We start from the raw sequence: 15,661 nt of genomic DNA on the forward strand, positions 1-15,661 counted from the left end.
TGGAGCGACGTCGATCCGCGTTTCAGTCTAGCCATGCCGGTTCTCACCACTCGTGTGCGTGTCAGACGACGACGGCCAGCGCGAAGCCGTCCCAGCCCTTCATGCCCACCGTCTGCAGGGCGGTCGCATCGAAGCGGGGGTCCTCGCCCAGCATCCGGAGCCCGTCGCGTGTGCCGACCACCATCGGGTCGGTGCTCTCGGCGTCGGCGATGTCGCCGCTGCGCCCGATGTTGTCGACGACGACGACGGTGCCGGGATGCCCGAGCCGGGCAGCCCAGTCGAGGTAGATCGTGTTGGATTCCTTGTCTGCGTCGATGAAGACGAAGTCGAACCCGCCGACCAGGGTGGGCAGCACGTCGGCCGCCCGGCCGATGCGGATGTCGACCCGCTCCCCCACCCCGGCCGCGTCGATGCTCGCGCGCGCCACCGCGGCATTGGCGGCCTCGGCCTCGATCGTCGTGACTCGGCCGGCGTCGCCGACGGCGCGGGCCATCCAGATCGTGGAGTACCCGCCGAGGGTTCCGATCTCGAGCACGCGCTGTGCGCCGCTGATGCGCACCAGCAGGTTCAGCAGCTTGCCCGCCACGGGCGCGACTTCGATCTCGGGCATCCCGGCGGCCCGTTGCGCCTGCAGTGCCGCCTCGAGACCCTCATCGGGCCCGACGAGGGTCTCGGCCAGGTAGTCGTCGGCCCTGCGCCAGTTCTGCGGAGTGGATTCGGTCATGTGCCCAGCCAAACCGTCGGGCCGCGCCCGGTCAAGCGGTGGGGCCGTGTCGAGCCGCCGTCCGGATCACGCGGGGGGCTGGACCGGCGGCAGGGTGGATGCCGGATACTTCGGCGGCCTGCGCTCTGCGAGCGCCGGCTGCCGGCGGAACTGACTTGTCACCAGCAGCACGACGATCACGACGGCGCCGACGATCCAGCCCGAGACACCGAGCGCCGTCGACAGCGCGGGATCGTACTCGGCGCCCGCCGCCAGGAACAGCACGGGCAGCCCCACGCTGGCGTTCAGCGCGCCGTGGGCGAACACCGCCGGCCACATCGAGGCGCTGCGCAGGCGCAGCCAGCCCAGCAGAACGCCCCACACCGTGCATCCGGCGGTCATCAGCAGCACCCCCGTGAGGTCGGTGCGGCCGAAGTTGTAGCCGAGCAGGATCAGGGGCGAGTGCCACAGCCCCCAGACGACGCCGCTGATCAGCAGCGCGGGCCAGGTGCCGTACCGGCGCAGCGCCGGCACGAGGAATCCTCGCCAGCCGACCTCTTCGCCGAAGGCCGCGAGGGCGTTGATCGTCGCGGCGGCGAACGGGATGGAGGCGAGCTGCACGGCGAGCGGCAGCCATGGTGAGGGGAGTTCGACTCCGGCGGGCAGACTCTGCGCCAGCATCTGCGAGAAGCCGGAGAGCCCGGCGAAGTCGGCCTGCAGCCAGCCGAACGCCACCGCGAGCAGCATGGCCGCGATCACGACGACGACCGGGCCGAACAGTCCGAGCACGCTCATCCCGATCACGCGCTTCGCCGGCCGCAAGGGCCACATGCCGAGGAAGCGCAGTCGCTGTCCCGTCGGGATCGGCCGCATCGTCACCAGGACGATCAGCAGCGCGAGAGCCGGCGTGTACATCGTCACGACCAGCAGCACCCCCGCGAACGCCTCGGCGAGACCGTCGCCGAGCCACAGCGGGAGCGCGACCAGCCAGGCCAGGCCGACCGCCAGCACGATGAAGGCGATGATCACCCGGAGGGGGATGCGCGGCATCCGCTCGTCGGCCCGCGGGAAGTCCTGCGTCTCACTCATCTCGGTCTCCGTCTCTCGCGTCGTGCACGCCGGAGGCGCCGCGGTCGATGTGCGCCTGTAGCGTGGCCGCCCCCACCTCGGCCCCGTCCACCGTCACCACGACCGCGCCCTTGCCGCGGCGGGCGATCTCGATCGCGGGGCCCGTGCGAAGCACGATACCGGTGCGGCCGTCCAGGCCGACGCGCCAGCCCACTCCGCCGAACTCGGCGAAGGGGTGGCACTCGATCGCACGCACCGACGTGATCTCATCGAGCGGCACGTGCAGACGCGGGAATCCGAGCTGGGAGCGCACGACCAGCCCGACGGCGCCCGCGCGCACGCGGAAGGATGCCGTCGCCGCGAGCGCGAGAGCGACCACGACGAGCACGAGCAGCGGGATCCACGCCCGATCGGCTGCCTGCAGCAGCATGACCGCGGTCACTCCGACCAGCACGACGCAGGTAATTCCGATGATCAGGACACCCGCGCGCGCGATGTTCGCCGTTCCCATCCAGACGACCCGTTCCCCCGGCGAGATGGACGGCAGCCGCGTGCTCTTCAGCGTCACCGGCCCGGTGGCCTCGACGTCGGGCTGCAGCACCCATCCGGCAGCCGAGAGCAGCAGCAGAGCGCAGAACGCGCTGACGAGCACGGGCAGCACGTCCGCCGCGTCGGCGGCGTCGGACAGCCCGCGCTGCAGCCACGTCGAGCCTGCCGTGGTCACCGCGCTGAAGCCCGACAGTCCGAGGGCGAGCGCGCCGAGGAACCGCGCCGTCACACCCCACTGCTGCCGCGCCATGGTGAGCGTGACCGTGACCAGCAGCAGCGGAAGGCCGAACCCGATGGCCACGGCGAGCCACAGGTAGGTGGCAGGTGGGCCGTATCCGTCCACGCCCCCGGCGCTCCAGTGCGTCGCCGCGGGGTCGGGCAGCTCGGGCATCCACACGGCGATGAGCGCAAGCGCGACCGCCGTCAGGACGGCGGGAATCACCAGGCCGACGACGATGAGCGAGCGTCGTGCTCGGCCGATGTCGGTCTGCGTGTCGGATTCGATCATGAGTCCATCTCCTTGATGAGGGCGGCGAGAGTCGCGGGGGTGACACCGAGCGCGGCACCGCGCCGCACGAGTGCGGTGATCTCGTCGGCGAGACCGGCGAGGGGCGCGGCGGATGCCGAGATCACGGCGCCGCGGCCGCGCCGCAGGTCGACCAGTCCTTCGTCACGCAGCTCCTGATAGGCACGCAGCGCGGTGTGCACGTTCACCTCGGCCGCCGCGGCGAGTTCACGGGCCGGCGGCAGCCGGTCTCCGGGGCGCAGCCGCCCGATCAGCACGTCGCCGCGCACCGACGCCGCGATCTGCTCGAACAGCGGGCGTGCGCTCTCTGGGTCGATCCGGATGAGCATGACACCTCCAACGCGTTTATTCTAATACAAATAGAACAATTGTGGGTGACATCCAGGCGATCTCACCTCGCGGCGACACGACCGGCAGACTGGCCCACATGCGCATCACCCCCCGACGTCTCGCCATCGGCATGAGCCTGTGGATCCCGAATCTCTTCAGCGGCATCCGCGTGCGCCGCTTCAGCGACGACTGGACGCACGCCACCGTCGAGCTGCACGTGAACGTCTTCACCCGCAACTACGTCAAGACGGCGTTCGGCGGATCGATGTCGGCGATGACCGACCCGTACTTCTTCATGCTCGTGATGCACCAGCTCGGGCGCGACTACGTGGTGTGGGACACCCGAGGCGAGATCGAGTTCGTCAAGCCGGGACGCGGCGTGCTGACCGCGCACTTCCACGTCTCGCCGGAGAAGGCGCAGGAGCTGCGCGAGCGCGCCCGCGGCGGCGCGAAGGTGCTCGAATGGTTCGAGACCGAGATCAGAGATGGCGACGGCGACGTGGTCGCACGGGTGCGGCGCGAGGTGTACGTGCGCGAGAAGAGGCGCGTCACGGCGTCGATGACGGGCTCGACCGCGTGACGTGACACCCGCTGTTCACCATCCGGTGGCACGATGAGCGGATGCCCCTCGCCCGCCGCCTGACTCTCACCGACGCCGTCGCGATCGGCCTCGGCTCGATGATCGGCGCGGGCGTGTTCGCTGTGTGGGCGCCGGCGCTCGGGGTCGCCGGCTCAGGCATCCTCATCGCCCTGGGGATCGCTGCGGTGGTGGCGTTCTGCAACGCCACCGCGTCGGCACAGCTGGCGGCGGTGCACCCGGTCGCGGGCGGAACCTACGCGTACGCGCGCGCCGAGATCGGCCCGTGGTCGGGATTCATCGCCGGCTGGTGCTTCGTCATCGGCAAGATCGCCAGCTGCGCGGCGATGGCGATGACGTTCGCCGCGTACGCCGCACCCGAGGCGTGGCGCACACCGGTCGCCGTGATCGCCGTCGCGGCACTCGCGGTCGTGAACTGCTTCGGCATCACCCGCACCGCACTGCTCACGCGGATCCTCGTGGTGATCACGCTGATCGGCCTGGCGGTCGTCGTCGCGGCGGGCTTCGCCACGGCATCCGAGGCAGCGCCCGCTCCCCTGCCTGACGCCACCGCCTACGGCATCCTGCAGGGCGCAGGACTGCTCTTCTTCGCCTTCGCCGGGTACGCGCGCATCGCGACCATGGGCGAAGAGGTCGCCGACCCCGCGTGGAACATCCCGCGCGCGATCGTGCTGGCGCTCGGCGGCGCCGTCGTCGTCTACGTCCTGGTCGCACTCGCGGTCATGCGCACGCTGGGAGCGCATGTCATCGGCAGCGCGCACCCGATCGCCGACGTCGTGGCTGCCTCCGGCTGGACGGGATCCGAACAGGTCGTGCGCGTCGCCGCGGCCACGGCATCGCTGGGCGCGCTGCTGGCCCTGCTGACCGGCATCGGCCGCACCGCCCTCGCGATGGGACGCGAAGCCGACCTGCCCCGCTTTCTGGCACACATCGACAGCCGCTGGCAGGTGCCGCAGCGTGCCGAGATCACGATCGCACTGATCGTCATCGGCATCGTGCTCATCGCAGACCTGCGCGGCGCGATCGGCTTCTCGTCGTTCGGCGTGCTGCTGTACTACCTGATCGCGAACGCCGCGGCGTTCCGCCAGAGGGGATCCGCCCGCCGCTACCCGCGCCTGCTGCAGGTGGTCGGCGCGCTCGGATGCCTGCTGCTCGTCTCTACGCTGCCCGCGGTCGCCTCGCTGATCGGCACCGGTGTCGTGCTCGCCGGCGTCGGCTACCGGATGCTGCGGCTGAGCCTCGCCGCGCGCTGAGCGCCACGGGGAAGCAGCGACGATCGAGGCGCGCGCCACGCGGGTGCAGGTTTCCCGGGCGGCGCGGCGCCGGGGCGTACGCCACGTGAGTGCAGGCGAACACGCGGGCGCAGGCCGATCTCCGGGGAATCCACCTCCGCTGGTGTGTTCGCCTTCCTCGGCGACGGCTGATTCAGATCCGCTCGCGGTACGAGCTCGGGGGCATGCCGAGCACGCTGCGGAAATCCGTCGTCAGGTGGGCATGATCGGCGTAGCCGAGGTCGGCGGCGAGGGCACTCAGATCGGCTGCAGGGTCGTCCCGCAGTCGCTGAGCCGCCTCCTGCACTCGGCGGCGACGGATCATCGCGAGCGGCGGCATCCCCACGTACCGATGCGCCATGCGCTGCAGCGTGCGCAGCGACACGGCCAGCCGTGCCGCTGCCTGTTCCGCCGTGCGGATGCCCGAATCGGTCATCAGAAGCTGAGACATCGCATTCGCCTGGACGTCGGCATCCGTCACCGCGCCCTTCTGCTGGGCGAGCCAGCGCGAGACGACCTCGGCGGCACGGGCGTGCTGGTCATCGCCCGCCATCGCCGCTGAGACCTCGTCGACCAGCGCCGGCGCATCGATCATCAGGTCGGCGTCACGCAGCGCGGCGGGTTCTGCGGTGAGCGCGGCTGCACCAGCCGGCCTCAGCACAGCACCCACCGCCCAGCCTCTTCCGCGCAGGTCGCGGTGGGTGGCACGTGTCGTCGGCCCCGCCAGCTGAACTCCCTCGGACGAGATCACGAGGTTCAGGGCCGGATACGCCACGACCTCCTGGCGCGAGGTCTCGCCCCGCGGAAGATTCCACTCGGGAATCCAGAACCAGGCCACCAGCTCGGCGGCGGCAGGCGTCGGCGGGACCCGGTGGAACCGCGGCATCCGGTCGGGGAAGAGCACCCCGCGTCGTGCATCGATCACGCATCGAACACTACGCACGCCGTGCCGGATTGTCGCGAATCTTCAAGTGCGGCCTGCGGTGCCCTGCATACCGTCGAGTCATGACCACTTCAGACATGACCGGCACGGCCGGCCTCACCGGCACGCACACCACCGACGGACGCCCCAACGGGTCGACGTCGCTCACGCCCTTCCTCGCGATTCCGAACGCCGTCGCCGCCATCGCCTTCTACCGCGACGTCTTCGGCGCGCGCGTCGTCGACGTCACCGAATTCGACGGCGTCGTCGTGCACGCGGACCTCGACTTCGGTGCGGGGATGCTGCAGCTCGGAGAGCCGAATCCGACGTATCACCTGGTCGCGCCGCCGCAGGGTGACGACGACTGCTACTCGATGGGCCTCTATGTGCCCGATGTGGATGCCGTCGTCGCCCGCGCCGTCGAGGCCGGGGCGACCGTGCGCGAAGCGCCGTCGGACTTCGTCTCGGGTGACCGGTTCGCCAGCATCCGAGACCCGTTCGGCGTGCGCTGGTCGGTGATGACCCGCATCGAGGATCTCTCGGAAGAGGAGTCCGCGGCACGCGTCGCGGAATGGGCCGCACAGCAGGGCTGATCCACCCGCCGAAGGCCTGGACTCAGGACAGCGGCTTGACCTCGAGCGAGCCGACGGTGTCGCCGGAGCGCAGTGCCGCGAATCCGGTGTAGCCGTCGGCCGCCGCGCGCTCCAGCAGCGCCTTCATGTTCTTGGGTCGGCGCTCGAGGCGAACGCGTGCGACGCCGTCGCGCAGCAGCGCCGACTTGTGCGCCAGCAGCTCGGCCACCGGCACGTCGGCGTCGTGCACGAGCACGACGGCCTGCGCCGCCTCGGCCTCGACATCGGCGACCAGATCGATGATGCGCTCGAAGCCGATCGAGAAGCCCACAGCCGGCACCTGCTGGCCGAGGAAGCGGCCGATCATGCCGTCGTAGCGACCGCCGCCGCCCAGCGAGTAGTCCACCGACGGGTGGGCGAGCTCGAAGATCGTGCCGGTGTAGTAGCCCATGCCGCGCACGAGGAACGGGTCGTAGACCAGCGGCGACTCTCCCCCGAACTCGGTCTCTGCGACCTGTCCTGAGCTTGCCGAAGGGCCTGTCGAAGGGCGCGCGGCGGTGACTGCCTCTCCGAGCGAGACGAGGTGCGCGACGATCTCGTCGGGGGCACCCTCGGGCAGGGCCTTGCGGATCTGTCGCTCGCCGTACGGGTTGTGTTCCAGGGTCTGCGGACGACTCAGGAACGCCTCGAACTGATCGACAGCCGCGGCAGTGACCTCCCGCTCGCGCAGCTCGGCGGCGACACCCGAGGGCCCGATCTTGTCGAGCTTGTCGATCGTGATGAGCACGCCGGGGCGCTCGTCCTCGGTGAAGCCGAAGCTGTCGAGCATCCAATCCAGGGCGCGGCGGTCGTTCACGCGCACGATGCCACCCTCAAGACCGAGTGCGTCGACGGTGTCGATGGACGCCACGATCAGCTCGGCCTCGGCACGGGCGGAGTCGTCGCCGATGATGTCGATGTCGCACTGCACGAACTGGCGGTAGCGGCCCTTCTGCGGGCGCTCGGCCCGCCAGACCGGTCCGATCTGGATCGCGCGGAAGACCGTCGGCAGCTGGCCGCGGTTGGTCGCGTAGAAACGTGCGAGCGGCACGGTGAGGTCGTAGCGCAGGCCGAGATCGCTGAGTGCGGCGGGGTCGTCGGCCGCAGCGCGGATGCCGTCGGCGTCGAGGCCGCGGCGCAGGATGCTGTACGACAGCTTCTCGTTGTCACCACCCATCCCGGCGTGCAGGCGCAGGTGCTCCTCGACGACGGGCGTCTCGATCTCGTCGAAGCCATGCGCGCGGTAGCGCTCGCGGATGACGGCGAGCACGCGCTCACGACGGGCCTTGTCAGCGGGGAGGAAGTCGCGCATTCCGCGCGGCGGGTTCACGGTTGCCACCCGTCCATCTTTCCAGGTCTGAGGAGTATGCGAATCGGTATACTTAAGGTATGACTGTGACGACCATCAAGGTCTCCACCGAATTGCGGGACCGACTCAAAGAACAGGCCCGCGCCGAGAACAGCACCATCGGTTCGTACCTGGAGAAGCTGCTGGAGCGAGAGCTGCGGGCTCACCGCTTCGAGCAGCTGCGCGAGGCCATGTCCAAGACCACTCCGGAGGAATGGCAGAGCTACCGCGAGGAGACCGAGTGGTGGGATCGTGCCACTGAAGCATGAACTCGCACCGCGTGACATCGTCTGGATGAACCCCGACCCGACGGTGGGCCGCGAGCAGGCCGGCCGTCGCCCCGCGGTGGTCGTCGCCGGCGCTGGCTACCTTCAGGTGGTCGACACGCTCGCCATCATCGTGCCCATCACATCTGTGCACCGTCGCTGGCCGAATCACGTTCCGGTCAGCGGCCTTCCGGTGCCGTCCTGGGCGATGACGGAGCAGTTGCGCGTCGTCTCACGCGACCGACTGCACCGTGACCTCGGTCGGGTGGACGACGCGACCTTCCTGCAGATCCGGAGTTGGCTCAGGGATCACCTGGCTTTGTGAGCACGCCGCGGGCTGAGCGCCCGGCGAGGAGCCAGATGCCGGTCATCCCGGCCTCGGAACCGACATCCAGCTCCCGGACAGCACCGGCTCGCGCCATGCAGCCAGGCGAGGAGCGAGACGCCGGTCATTCGCCGTCCGGAACCGGCTTCTGGCTCCCCGTCAGGCTCGACGCGAGGCACGCGGCACGCGGCACGCGGCCGACGTGGGACAGTCGACGTCAGTCGCCGGGCTCGGCGGCGCGGACCTCGGACTCCAGCAGGCGCAGGCGCTCGCGCAGCGCGCGCTCGGCATCCCAGCCATGTTCACGCGCGACCGCCACGAGAGCGAGCAGAGCGTCACCCAGCTCGGCTTCGGATGCCGGCCCGTCGGCAGGCTCAGGGACCCAAGGTGGGACAGACCCTTCGGCAGGCTCAGGGCCCCAGGGTTCGACAGGCCCTTCGACAGGCTCAGGGACCCAGGATTCGGCAGGCCCTTCGACAGGCTCAGGGACCCAAGATGTGGCAGGCCCTTCGGCAGGCTCAGGACAGGCAGCAGGGACCCAGGATGGGGCAGGCGCAGGTGCCACGCGAGCTGCGCGCCCGAGCACCTTCTGTGCGCGGGCGAGTGCGGGCATCCCGGCCGGCACACCGTCGAGCACGCTGCGACGCTCGCGCTTCTCGGCCGCCTTGGCCGCGTTCCAGTGCACGAGCACCTCCTCCGGCGTGGTCGCGACGGCGTCGCCGAAGACGTGCGGATGCCGGCGCACCATCTTCTCGGTCAGTCCACGTGCCACGTCGTCGATGTCGAACGGCTCCGACGCGTTCTGCGCGGCGATCGCCGCGTGGAACAGCACCTGCCACAGCAGGTCGCCGAGCTCTTCGCGCATCTCGGCGCGGTCGTCGCGCTCGACGGCGTCGATGAGTTCGTGCGCCTCTTCGATGAGGTAGGGGACGAGGTCGCGATGCGTGATCCGCTGCGACCAGACGCACCGCTCGCGCACCTGACGCATCGTCTCGGCGGCGGCGCGCAGCCCATCGGGCTCGCTGAGCGGATCGGTCATCGGCTCACTCCACCGCTGCGGCGAGACGGCGGTACGAGCGCGCTCGCGCGGTGACGACGATGGCCGAGAGCACCAGCGCGATCAGCGAACCACCCAGCACGCCGAGGATCGCCTGATCGCGGATCCCGCCATCATCGGCGAAGGCGAGGTTCGCGAGCAGCAGCGAGACGGTGAACCCGATGCCGCCCAGGGTGCCTGCGGCGAGGATGTCGGGCAGCCGCAGCGCCGGCTCGGTGCCCTTCGGACGCAGCTGCATGCTCAACCACCCGAAGATGCCGATGCCGATGATCTTGCCGACCGGCAGCGCGATGAGAATGCCCCAGAACGCCGGGGAGAGCTCGGTGGGAGACACCTGCGGGATGACGACGAACGCCGCGACGAACGCGAAGACCGGGAGGATGACGCCGTTGACGGTCGGCTCGAGCGCGTGCCTCGTCTTCTCGGCCGGCGCGGGCGACATCGCCAGTCCCAGCATCACGCCGGCGATCGTCGCGTGGATGCCGGAGAGCGCCATGAACCCCCAGGCGATCACGCCGAGCACACCCATCAGCACGGCGATGCCGGACGAGCTGTTCTTCGCCACGACCCGGCTGAGCACCGCGAACACCGCGACGCATGCGACGGCGAGCGCGAACATCAGCCAGTTCACGTCGTGCGCGAAGAGGACCGCGATGAAGATGATGCCGATGATGTCGTCAAGGATCGCGAGGGCGAGCAGGAACACGCGCACCGCCGCCGGCAGGCCCTTGCCGAACACCGCGAGCACGCCGAGCGCGAAGGCGATGTCGGTCGCAGTGGGGATCGGCCAGCCGACAGCAGTGCCCGCGCCGGTCGCAGGGCCCGCGATCAGCAGGTAGATCGCGATCGGCACGATCACGCCGCCCGTGGCTGCGATCGCCGGCTGCACGGCCTTGCGCGGCGAGTCCAGCTCGCCGTGCGTGAGCTCGTACCGCAGCTCGATCGCGACGACGAGGAAGAAGATCGCGAGCAGCCCGTCGGCCACCCACTCCTCGATCGACAGGTCGAGACCGGTGCCCGGGATGACGATGTGCGCATGCAGCACTTCGGCGATCCCGTCGTGGGTGGCGAGGTTCGCCAGCAGCAGGCCGAGCGCCGCGGCCGCGAGAAGAAGCGCCGCGGGGAACTGCTGGCCACGAAGGGGATTGTCCGAGATTCGCATCCCCTCCACTCTGTCACAGGGAACAGCGGCCGCGTTCGGGCGGATTACGCTCGAAGCATGTCGCTCGAGCCCACGAACACCGAAGCCATCCGCGTCATCACCCGATTCGAAGCCTCCCACGGCATTCCCGACGCGATGCGCGCGGATGTCAGGATGCTCGGCGCCCTGCTCGGGCAGGTGCTGCGCGAGTCGGGCAGCGCCGGCCTCTTCGAGGATGTGGAGCGGCTGCGGCTCGCGACGATCCAGGCATCCGATGCCGACGGGGACGGAGCGGCATTCGATCGCGCCGCAGAGATCGCCGACTCCTTCACGATCGAGCGAGCCGACGAGGTCGCCCGCGCCTTCACCTGCTACTTCCATCTCGTCAACCTCGCCGAGGAGCACCAGCGCGTGCGCATCCTGCGCGAGCGCTCCGGTCAGCCCCGCGAGGGCGCGACCGACACCGTCGCGACCGCCTTCGCCCAGCTGACGAAGGAGGTCGGGGAGGATGCCGCTCGCGAGCGCCTCGCCGAGCTGCGCTTCCACCCGGTGTTCACCGCCCACCCCACCGAGGCCCGCCGACGTGCGGTGTCGGGCAGCATCCGGCGCCTGTCCGAGCTGCTCACCGAGCACGATGCCGCGAGCGAGGGCGGCGCCGACGAGCAGCGCGCCCGCCGCCGGATGCTCGAGGAGATCGACACGCTGTGGCGCACCGCTCCCCTGCGTGCCCAGAAGCCCACCCCCACTGACGAGGTGCGCACCGTGATGGGAGTCTTCGACGAGACCCTGTTCAGCACGGTGCCGCACGTGTACCGCCGTATCGACGACGCGCTGCGCGGTGGTGAGTCCGGCGCGAGCGCGCCCGTCGTGCCGGCGTTCGTGCGGGTCGGCTCGTGGGTCGGCGGCGACCGCGACGGCAACCCCTTCGTCACCGCCGCGGTCACGAGGGAGGCCGCGCAGATCGCGTCCGAGCACGTGCTGCGCGGGCTCGAGCGGGCACTCGACCGGATCGGCCGCACGCTCACGCTCGACGCCGCCGACACCCCGCCCAGCGAGCAGGTCAGCGCCATCTGGCAGCGTTTCGCCGACGAGCATCCGGAGCTCGCCGAAGAGATCGCGACCCGCTCGCCGTCTGAGCCGCACCGCCGCGTGATGCTCGCGCTCGTGCACCGCGTGCACGCCACCCGCACCGAGCAGGACGGCGGCTACCGCGCGCCCGAGGAGCTGCTCGCCGACCTGCGCGCCGTGCAGTCGTCGCTGGCGGATGCCGGGGCGCGCCGCCACGCGTTCGGCGGCATGCAGCACGTGATCTGGCAGGTGGAGACGTACGGATTCCACCTCACCGAGCTCGAGGTGCGTCAGCACTCCAAGGTGCACCGGCAGGCTCTCGCCGAGCTCGACGCCGGCGGCGAGCTCAGCGCACAGACCGAGGAGGTGCTCGATGTCTTCCGCGCGGTCGCCGACATCCAGCGCCGCTACGGCCTGCGCGCCGCCGGCCGCTACGTGGTCTCGTTCACGCAGTCCGCGCAGGATCTCGCCAACGTGCACCGCCTCGCGGTATACGCCCTGGGCGAGGACGCGCCCGTGCTCGACGTCGTGCCGTTGTTCGAGACCTTCGCCGACCTGCAGGCGGCCCCGGCGATCCTCGCCGAGGTCGTGCAGTTTCCCGAGTTCCGCGCCCGCCTCGACGCGACCGGCGACCGGCTCGAGGTCATGCTCGGCTACTCCGACTCCTCCAAGGACGTCGGCCCGGTCGCCGCCAACCTCGCGCTCTACGAGGCTCAGCGGCAGATCGCCCTGTGGGCGAAGGAGTCGGGCATCCGTCTCACCCTGTTCCACGGCCGCGGCGGTGCGCTCGGCCGCGGCGGCGGGCCCGCCAACTCCGCCATCCTCGCGCAGCCGCCACACTCGGTCGACGGTCGCTTCAAGCTCACCGAGCAGGGCGAGGTCATCTTCGCCCGCTACGGCGAGCCGGCTATCGCGATGCGCCACATCGACCAGGTGGCCGCGGCAACGCTGCTCGCCTCCTCGCCCACCGTCGAGCAGCGCACCAGCGGCGCCGCCGAGCGGTTCGCCGACGTCGCGCAGACGATGGATGCCGCCTCGCGCGAGCGGTTCTTCTCGCTCGTCGCCGCCGACGGATTCGCGCCCTGGTTCGCCACCGTCACACCGATGGAGGAGATCGGACTGCTCGCGCTGGGCTCGCGCCCGGCCCGACGCGGCCTGTCGGTGGAGTCGCTCGAGGATCTGCGCGCGATCCCGTGGGTGTTCGCGTGGACGCAGGCGCGGATCAACCTCGCCGGGTGGTTCGGGCTGGGGACGGCGCTGGATGCCGTGGGCGACGAGGCACGGCTGATCGAGGCGTACCGGGACTGGCCGCTGCTGCGCACCATGATCGACAACGTCGCGATGAGTCTGGCGAAGACCGACGAGCGCATCGCTCGCGAGTACCTCTCGCTCGGCGACCGCGATAACCTCGCGAAGATCGTGCTCGACGAGCTCGCCCTCACCCGCGACTGGGTGATCCGTCTCACCGGCGGCGAGCAGCTGCTGGGCAACAAGCCCGTGCTGCAGCGCGCCGTGCAGCTGCGCACGCCCTACGTCGACGCGCTGTCGCTGCTGCAGCTGCGTGCCCTGCGCGCGCTGCGCTCCGACATCCAGGGCGACACCGACCCCGATCTGCAGCGTCTGCTGCTGCTTTCAGTCAGCGGAGTCGCGGCCGGCCTGCAGAACACCGGGTGATAGCATCCCCTGCGACTTCTCGTCGGAGGCGGCGCTGATCGCCAGCTAAAGTGAAGGCTCCTGCCTGATCCGGCGAAGCATCACGCGATACGATCGCGCCCTTCCATCCCCCACCAGAAAGCTTCCCGCGTGACAGAGAACACTGCCGACTTCCATCCGCTCAGCGATGCCGCCCAGCCCGTCTTCGACGCGGTGCGCAGCCTCAACCCGAATGAGCCGGAGTTCCACCAGGCGGTGCACGAGGTGCTGCACTCGATCGGACCGGTCCTCGAGCGCCACCCCAAGTACCTCGACCAGGGCGTGCTCGAGCGTCTCGTCGAGCCCGAGCGCCAGGTCATCTTCCGCGTGCCGTGGACCGACGACGCCGGCAGGCTGCAGGTCAACCGCGGATACCGCGTGCAGTACAACTCCGCTCTCGGCCCGTACAAGGGCGGTCTGCGCTTCCACCCCTCGGTGAACATCTCGATCATCAAGTTCCTCGGTTTCGAGCAGATCTTCAAGAACGCGCTCACCGGGCAGGGCATCGGCGGTGGCAAGGGCGGCTCGAACTTCGACCCGCACGGCAAGAGCGACGCCGAGGTCATGCGCTTCTGCCAGTCGTTCATGAGCGAGCTGTTCCGCCACATCGGCGAGCACGCCGACGTCCCCGCGGGCGACATCGGCGTCGGCGGCCGTGAGATCGGCTACCTGTTCGGCATGTACCGCAAGATGACCAACCGTCACGAGTCGGGCATCCTCACCGGCAAGGGAATCGGCTGGGGCGGCGCTCAGGTGCGCACCGAGGCGACCGGCTACGGCGCGGTGTTCTTCGTGCAGGAGATGCTCGCGGTGCACGGCGAGAGCCTCGAGGGCAAGCGCGTGTCCGTGTCCGGCTCGGGCAACGTCGCGATCTACGCGATCGAGAAGGCCACCCAGCTCGGGGCGCGCGCGATCACAGCATCCGACTCCTCCGGCTACATCGTCGACGACGCCGGCATCGACCTCGCTCTGCTGCGCCAGATCAAGGAAGTCGAGCGCGGCCGTATCGTCGAGTACGCGAACCGTCGCCCCGGCGCTCGCTTCGTCGAGGGCGGCAACGTGTGGGAGATCCCGGTCGACATCGCCGTGCCCTCGGCCACGCAGAACGAGCTGAACGAGGATTCGGCCCGCATGCTCATCGCCAACGGCGTGCGCGCCGTCGCCGAGGGCGCGAACATGCCGTCGACCCCCGAGGCCGTCGGCGCGTTCCAGGACTCCGAGGTGCTCTTCGCGCCGGGCAAGGCGGCGAACGCCGGCGGTGTGGCGACGTCTGCTCTGGAGATGAGCCAGAACGCCTCGCGTCAGCGCTGGAACTTCGCGAACAGCGAGCAGAAGCTGCGCGACATCATGGCCGACATCCACGATGCCTCGTTCCGCGCCGCCGAGCGCTACGGCACCCCCGGCGACTACGTCGCGGGTGCGAACATCGCGGGCTTCGAGCGAGTCGCCGACGCGATGCTCGCGCAGGGCGTCATCTGACCGCAGCCCCGCCGCGACCCTTCGCTGAGAAACCACCTTCTGCACGAGAAACCACGCGCGAGCGCGTTTCTCACGCGGAAGGTGGTTTCTCGCGGGAGGAGGCGGGTCAGAGCCGCCGGTCGTCGGCGTGCCTGGCCAGCGAGCTGCCATAACGCTCGGTGAGCTGCACCATCAGGTCGGGGGTGTCGCGGTCGACGCCGAAGACGTGTCCGGGGAAGTCGAGGGCCGGCATCGCGGCCGCGATCTCGTCCGCCTGGTCCGGCGACAGCAGCCGCGCTGGATCGCCGACGGCGACCCACCCGATCGGGACGACACCGCCCTCCGGCAGCACGGCGCGGCGCTGGACGATCGCGTTGACCCGAACCTCGCAGCGCGGGCCGACCAGCGCACCGTTGAACACGCGGGCACCGGATGCCAGGAACACCTCCTCGCCGATGGTCGCACCCGCGATGCTGGCCAGGGTGCCGACGAGGGTGTGATCGCCGATGTGCACCGCGTCGGCCGCGGTGGCCCGGATGAGCGCGTTCTCCATTACGATCACGTGCTCGCCCAGTGTGATCGGCCCGCCCTCGGCGGTGATCACGGCGCCGTGCAGCACCTGACAATTCGGGCCGATCTGCACGTCGCCCGAGATCACAGCGGTCGGTGCCACGACGGCGGTGTCGTGGATGCGGGGCCGAGCCCCGAGGTGCTCGTACATCATGCGG

At 70.2% G+C, this 15,661-nt stretch carries 16 protein-coding genes; 7 read left to right on the plus strand and 9 right to left on the minus strand.

All coding sequences use genetic code 11. From position 1 onward, the window contains the following. Positions 1 to 61: 61 nt before the first annotated feature. The 4 genes from PGB26_RS13695 to PGB26_RS13710 form a co-directional block, all read right to left on the minus strand. Entirely contained in the window at positions 62 to 724 is a 663-nt protein-coding gene (locus PGB26_RS13695; RefSeq protein WP_271638240.1) for an O-methyltransferase, read from the minus strand. A gap of 66 nt (positions 725 to 790) precedes the next feature. Continuing rightward, positions 791 to 1,792 carry a CPBP family intramembrane glutamic endopeptidase gene (locus PGB26_RS13700; protein WP_271638241.1) on the minus strand — a complete coding sequence of 334 codons (1,002 nt, stop codon included), beginning with the start codon at positions 1,790 to 1,792 and terminating at the stop codon, positions 791 to 793. Beyond that, positions 1,785 to 2,828 (minus strand): DUF1648 domain-containing protein, encoded by a 1,044-nt coding sequence (locus PGB26_RS13705; protein WP_271638242.1) that lies wholly within the window; start codon positions 2,826 to 2,828, stop codon positions 1,785 to 1,787. The genes PGB26_RS13700 and PGB26_RS13705 overlap by 8 nt, the downstream gene beginning before the upstream one ends. Continuing rightward, positions 2,825 to 3,175: a GntR family transcriptional regulator gene (locus PGB26_RS13710; protein WP_271638243.1), complete on the minus strand. Its 351-nt coding sequence runs from the start codon at positions 3,173 to 3,175 to the stop codon at positions 2,825 to 2,827. Before PGB26_RS13710 ends, PGB26_RS13705 begins: the two co-directional genes overlap by 4 nt. A 98-nt stretch (positions 3,176 to 3,273) precedes the next feature. Between PGB26_RS13710 and PGB26_RS13715 the strand changes: the two genes are divergently transcribed. Both PGB26_RS13715 and PGB26_RS13720 read left to right on the plus strand, forming a co-directional pair. After that, the gene (locus tag PGB26_RS13715; RefSeq protein WP_271638244.1) at positions 3,274 to 3,756 is read left to right on the plus strand and encodes a DUF4442 domain-containing protein; all 483 of its coding nucleotides are present in this window, start codon (positions 3,274 to 3,276) and stop codon (positions 3,754 to 3,756) included. Between the two features lie 41 nt (positions 3,757 to 3,797). Continuing rightward, entirely contained in the window at positions 3,798 to 5,027 is a 1,230-nt protein-coding gene (locus tag PGB26_RS13720) for an APC family permease (protein ID WP_271638245.1), read from the plus strand. A 172-nt stretch (positions 5,028 to 5,199) separates the two neighbouring features. Here the strand turns inward: PGB26_RS13720 and PGB26_RS13725 are convergent, their stop codons facing one another. Beyond that, positions 5,200 to 5,970, minus strand: a complete 771-nt coding sequence (locus PGB26_RS13725) for an AraC family transcriptional regulator (protein WP_271638246.1) — start codon at positions 5,968 to 5,970, stop codon at positions 5,200 to 5,202. An 80-nt stretch (positions 5,971 to 6,050) separates the two neighbouring features. Here PGB26_RS13725 and PGB26_RS13730 point away from each other — a divergent pair, with 80 nt between their 5' ends. Next, positions 6,051 to 6,560, plus strand: coding sequence for a VOC family protein (locus tag PGB26_RS13730; protein ID WP_271638247.1), 510 nt, complete (start codon positions 6,051 to 6,053; stop codon positions 6,558 to 6,560). 22 nt (positions 6,561 to 6,582) lie between these two features. On the opposite strand, the gene PGB26_RS13735 is transcribed toward PGB26_RS13730, so the two are convergent. After that, positions 6,583 to 7,890 carry a histidine--tRNA ligase gene (locus PGB26_RS13735; RefSeq protein ID WP_271639693.1) on the minus strand — a complete coding sequence of 436 codons (1,308 nt, stop codon included), beginning with the start codon at positions 7,888 to 7,890 and terminating at the stop codon, positions 6,583 to 6,585. 77 nt (positions 7,891 to 7,967) lie between these two features. Between PGB26_RS13735 and PGB26_RS13740 the strand changes: the two genes are divergently transcribed. Continuing rightward, positions 7,968 to 8,195, plus strand: a complete 228-nt coding sequence (locus tag PGB26_RS13740) for a hypothetical protein (RefSeq protein WP_271638248.1) — start codon at positions 7,968 to 7,970, stop codon at positions 8,193 to 8,195. Further along, entirely contained in the window at positions 8,179 to 8,517 is a 339-nt protein-coding gene (locus PGB26_RS13745; RefSeq protein WP_271638249.1) for a type II toxin-antitoxin system PemK/MazF family toxin, read from the plus strand. Before PGB26_RS13740 ends, PGB26_RS13745 begins: the two co-directional genes overlap by 17 nt. A gap of 217 nt (positions 8,518 to 8,734) precedes the next feature. Here the strand turns inward: PGB26_RS13745 and PGB26_RS13750 are convergent, their stop codons facing one another. Then, positions 8,735 to 9,556, minus strand: coding sequence for a MazG nucleotide pyrophosphohydrolase domain-containing protein (locus PGB26_RS13750; RefSeq protein WP_271638250.1), 822 nt, complete (start codon positions 9,554 to 9,556; stop codon positions 8,735 to 8,737). 4 nt (positions 9,557 to 9,560) lie between these two features. Beyond that, entirely contained in the window at positions 9,561 to 10,736 is a 1,176-nt protein-coding gene (locus tag PGB26_RS13755) for a Na+/H+ antiporter NhaA (RefSeq protein WP_271638251.1), read from the minus strand. A gap of 57 nt (positions 10,737 to 10,793) precedes the next feature. On the opposite strand from PGB26_RS13755, the gene PGB26_RS13760 reads away from it, so the two are divergent. Together PGB26_RS13760 and gdhA are read left to right on the plus strand one after the other, a co-directional pair. Beyond that, complete coding sequence (locus tag PGB26_RS13760; protein WP_271638252.1) at positions 10,794 to 13,457, plus strand: phosphoenolpyruvate carboxylase; 2,664 nt, start codon at positions 10,794 to 10,796, stop codon at positions 13,455 to 13,457. A 192-nt stretch (positions 13,458 to 13,649) separates the two neighbouring features. Beyond that, positions 13,650 to 14,954, plus strand: coding sequence for an NADP-specific glutamate dehydrogenase (gene gdhA / locus PGB26_RS13765; protein ID WP_271639694.1), 1,305 nt, complete (start codon positions 13,650 to 13,652; stop codon positions 14,952 to 14,954). Between the two features lie 106 nt (positions 14,955 to 15,060). On the opposite strand, the gene PGB26_RS13770 is transcribed toward gdhA, so the two are convergent. Continuing rightward, positions 15,061 to 15,657, minus strand: a complete 597-nt coding sequence (locus PGB26_RS13770) for a gamma carbonic anhydrase family protein (RefSeq protein ID WP_271638253.1) — start codon at positions 15,655 to 15,657, stop codon at positions 15,061 to 15,063. Positions 15,658 to 15,661: the final 4 nt, after the last annotated feature.

The organism is Microbacterium sp. nov. GSS16 (assembly GCF_028198145.1).
Taxonomy (GTDB): domain Bacteria; phylum Actinomycetota; class Actinomycetes; order Actinomycetales; family Microbacteriaceae; genus Microbacterium.

Excerpts from the sequence above, each read along its gene's own strand:
- PGB26_RS13695 (WP_271638240.1), bottom strand. The coding sequence starts at position 724 with ATGACCGAATCCACTCCGCAGAACTGGCGCAGGGCCGACGACTACCTG.
- PGB26_RS13700 (WP_271638241.1), bottom strand. The coding sequence starts at position 1,792 with ATGAGTGAGACGCAGGACTTCCCGCGGGCCGACGAGCGGATGCCGCGC.
- PGB26_RS13705 (WP_271638242.1), bottom strand. The coding sequence starts at position 2,828 with ATGATCGAATCCGACACGCAGACCGACATCGGCCGAGCACGACGCTCG.
- PGB26_RS13710 (WP_271638243.1), bottom strand. The coding sequence starts at position 3,175 with ATGCTCATCCGGATCGACCCAGAGAGCGCACGCCCGCTGTTCGAGCAG.
- PGB26_RS13715 (WP_271638244.1), top strand. The coding sequence starts at position 3,274 with ATGCGCATCACCCCCCGACGTCTCGCCATCGGCATGAGCCTGTGGATC.
- PGB26_RS13720 (WP_271638245.1), top strand. The coding sequence starts at position 3,798 with ATGCCCCTCGCCCGCCGCCTGACTCTCACCGACGCCGTCGCGATCGGC.
- PGB26_RS13730 (WP_271638247.1), top strand. The coding sequence starts at position 6,051 with ATGACCACTTCAGACATGACCGGCACGGCCGGCCTCACCGGCACGCAC.
- PGB26_RS13735 (WP_271639693.1), bottom strand. The coding sequence starts at position 7,890 with ATGCGCGACTTCCTCCCCGCTGACAAGGCCCGTCGTGAGCGCGTGCTC.
- PGB26_RS13740 (WP_271638248.1), top strand. The coding sequence starts at position 7,968 with ATGACTGTGACGACCATCAAGGTCTCCACCGAATTGCGGGACCGACTC.
- PGB26_RS13750 (WP_271638250.1), bottom strand. The coding sequence starts at position 9,556 with ATGACCGATCCGCTCAGCGAGCCCGATGGGCTGCGCGCCGCCGCCGAG.
- PGB26_RS13755 (WP_271638251.1), bottom strand. The coding sequence starts at position 10,736 with ATGCGAATCTCGGACAATCCCCTTCGTGGCCAGCAGTTCCCCGCGGCG.
- PGB26_RS13760 (WP_271638252.1), top strand. The coding sequence starts at position 10,794 with ATGTCGCTCGAGCCCACGAACACCGAAGCCATCCGCGTCATCACCCGA.
- PGB26_RS13770 (WP_271638253.1), bottom strand. The coding sequence starts at position 15,657 with ATGATGTACGAGCACCTCGGGGCTCGGCCCCGCATCCACGACACCGCC.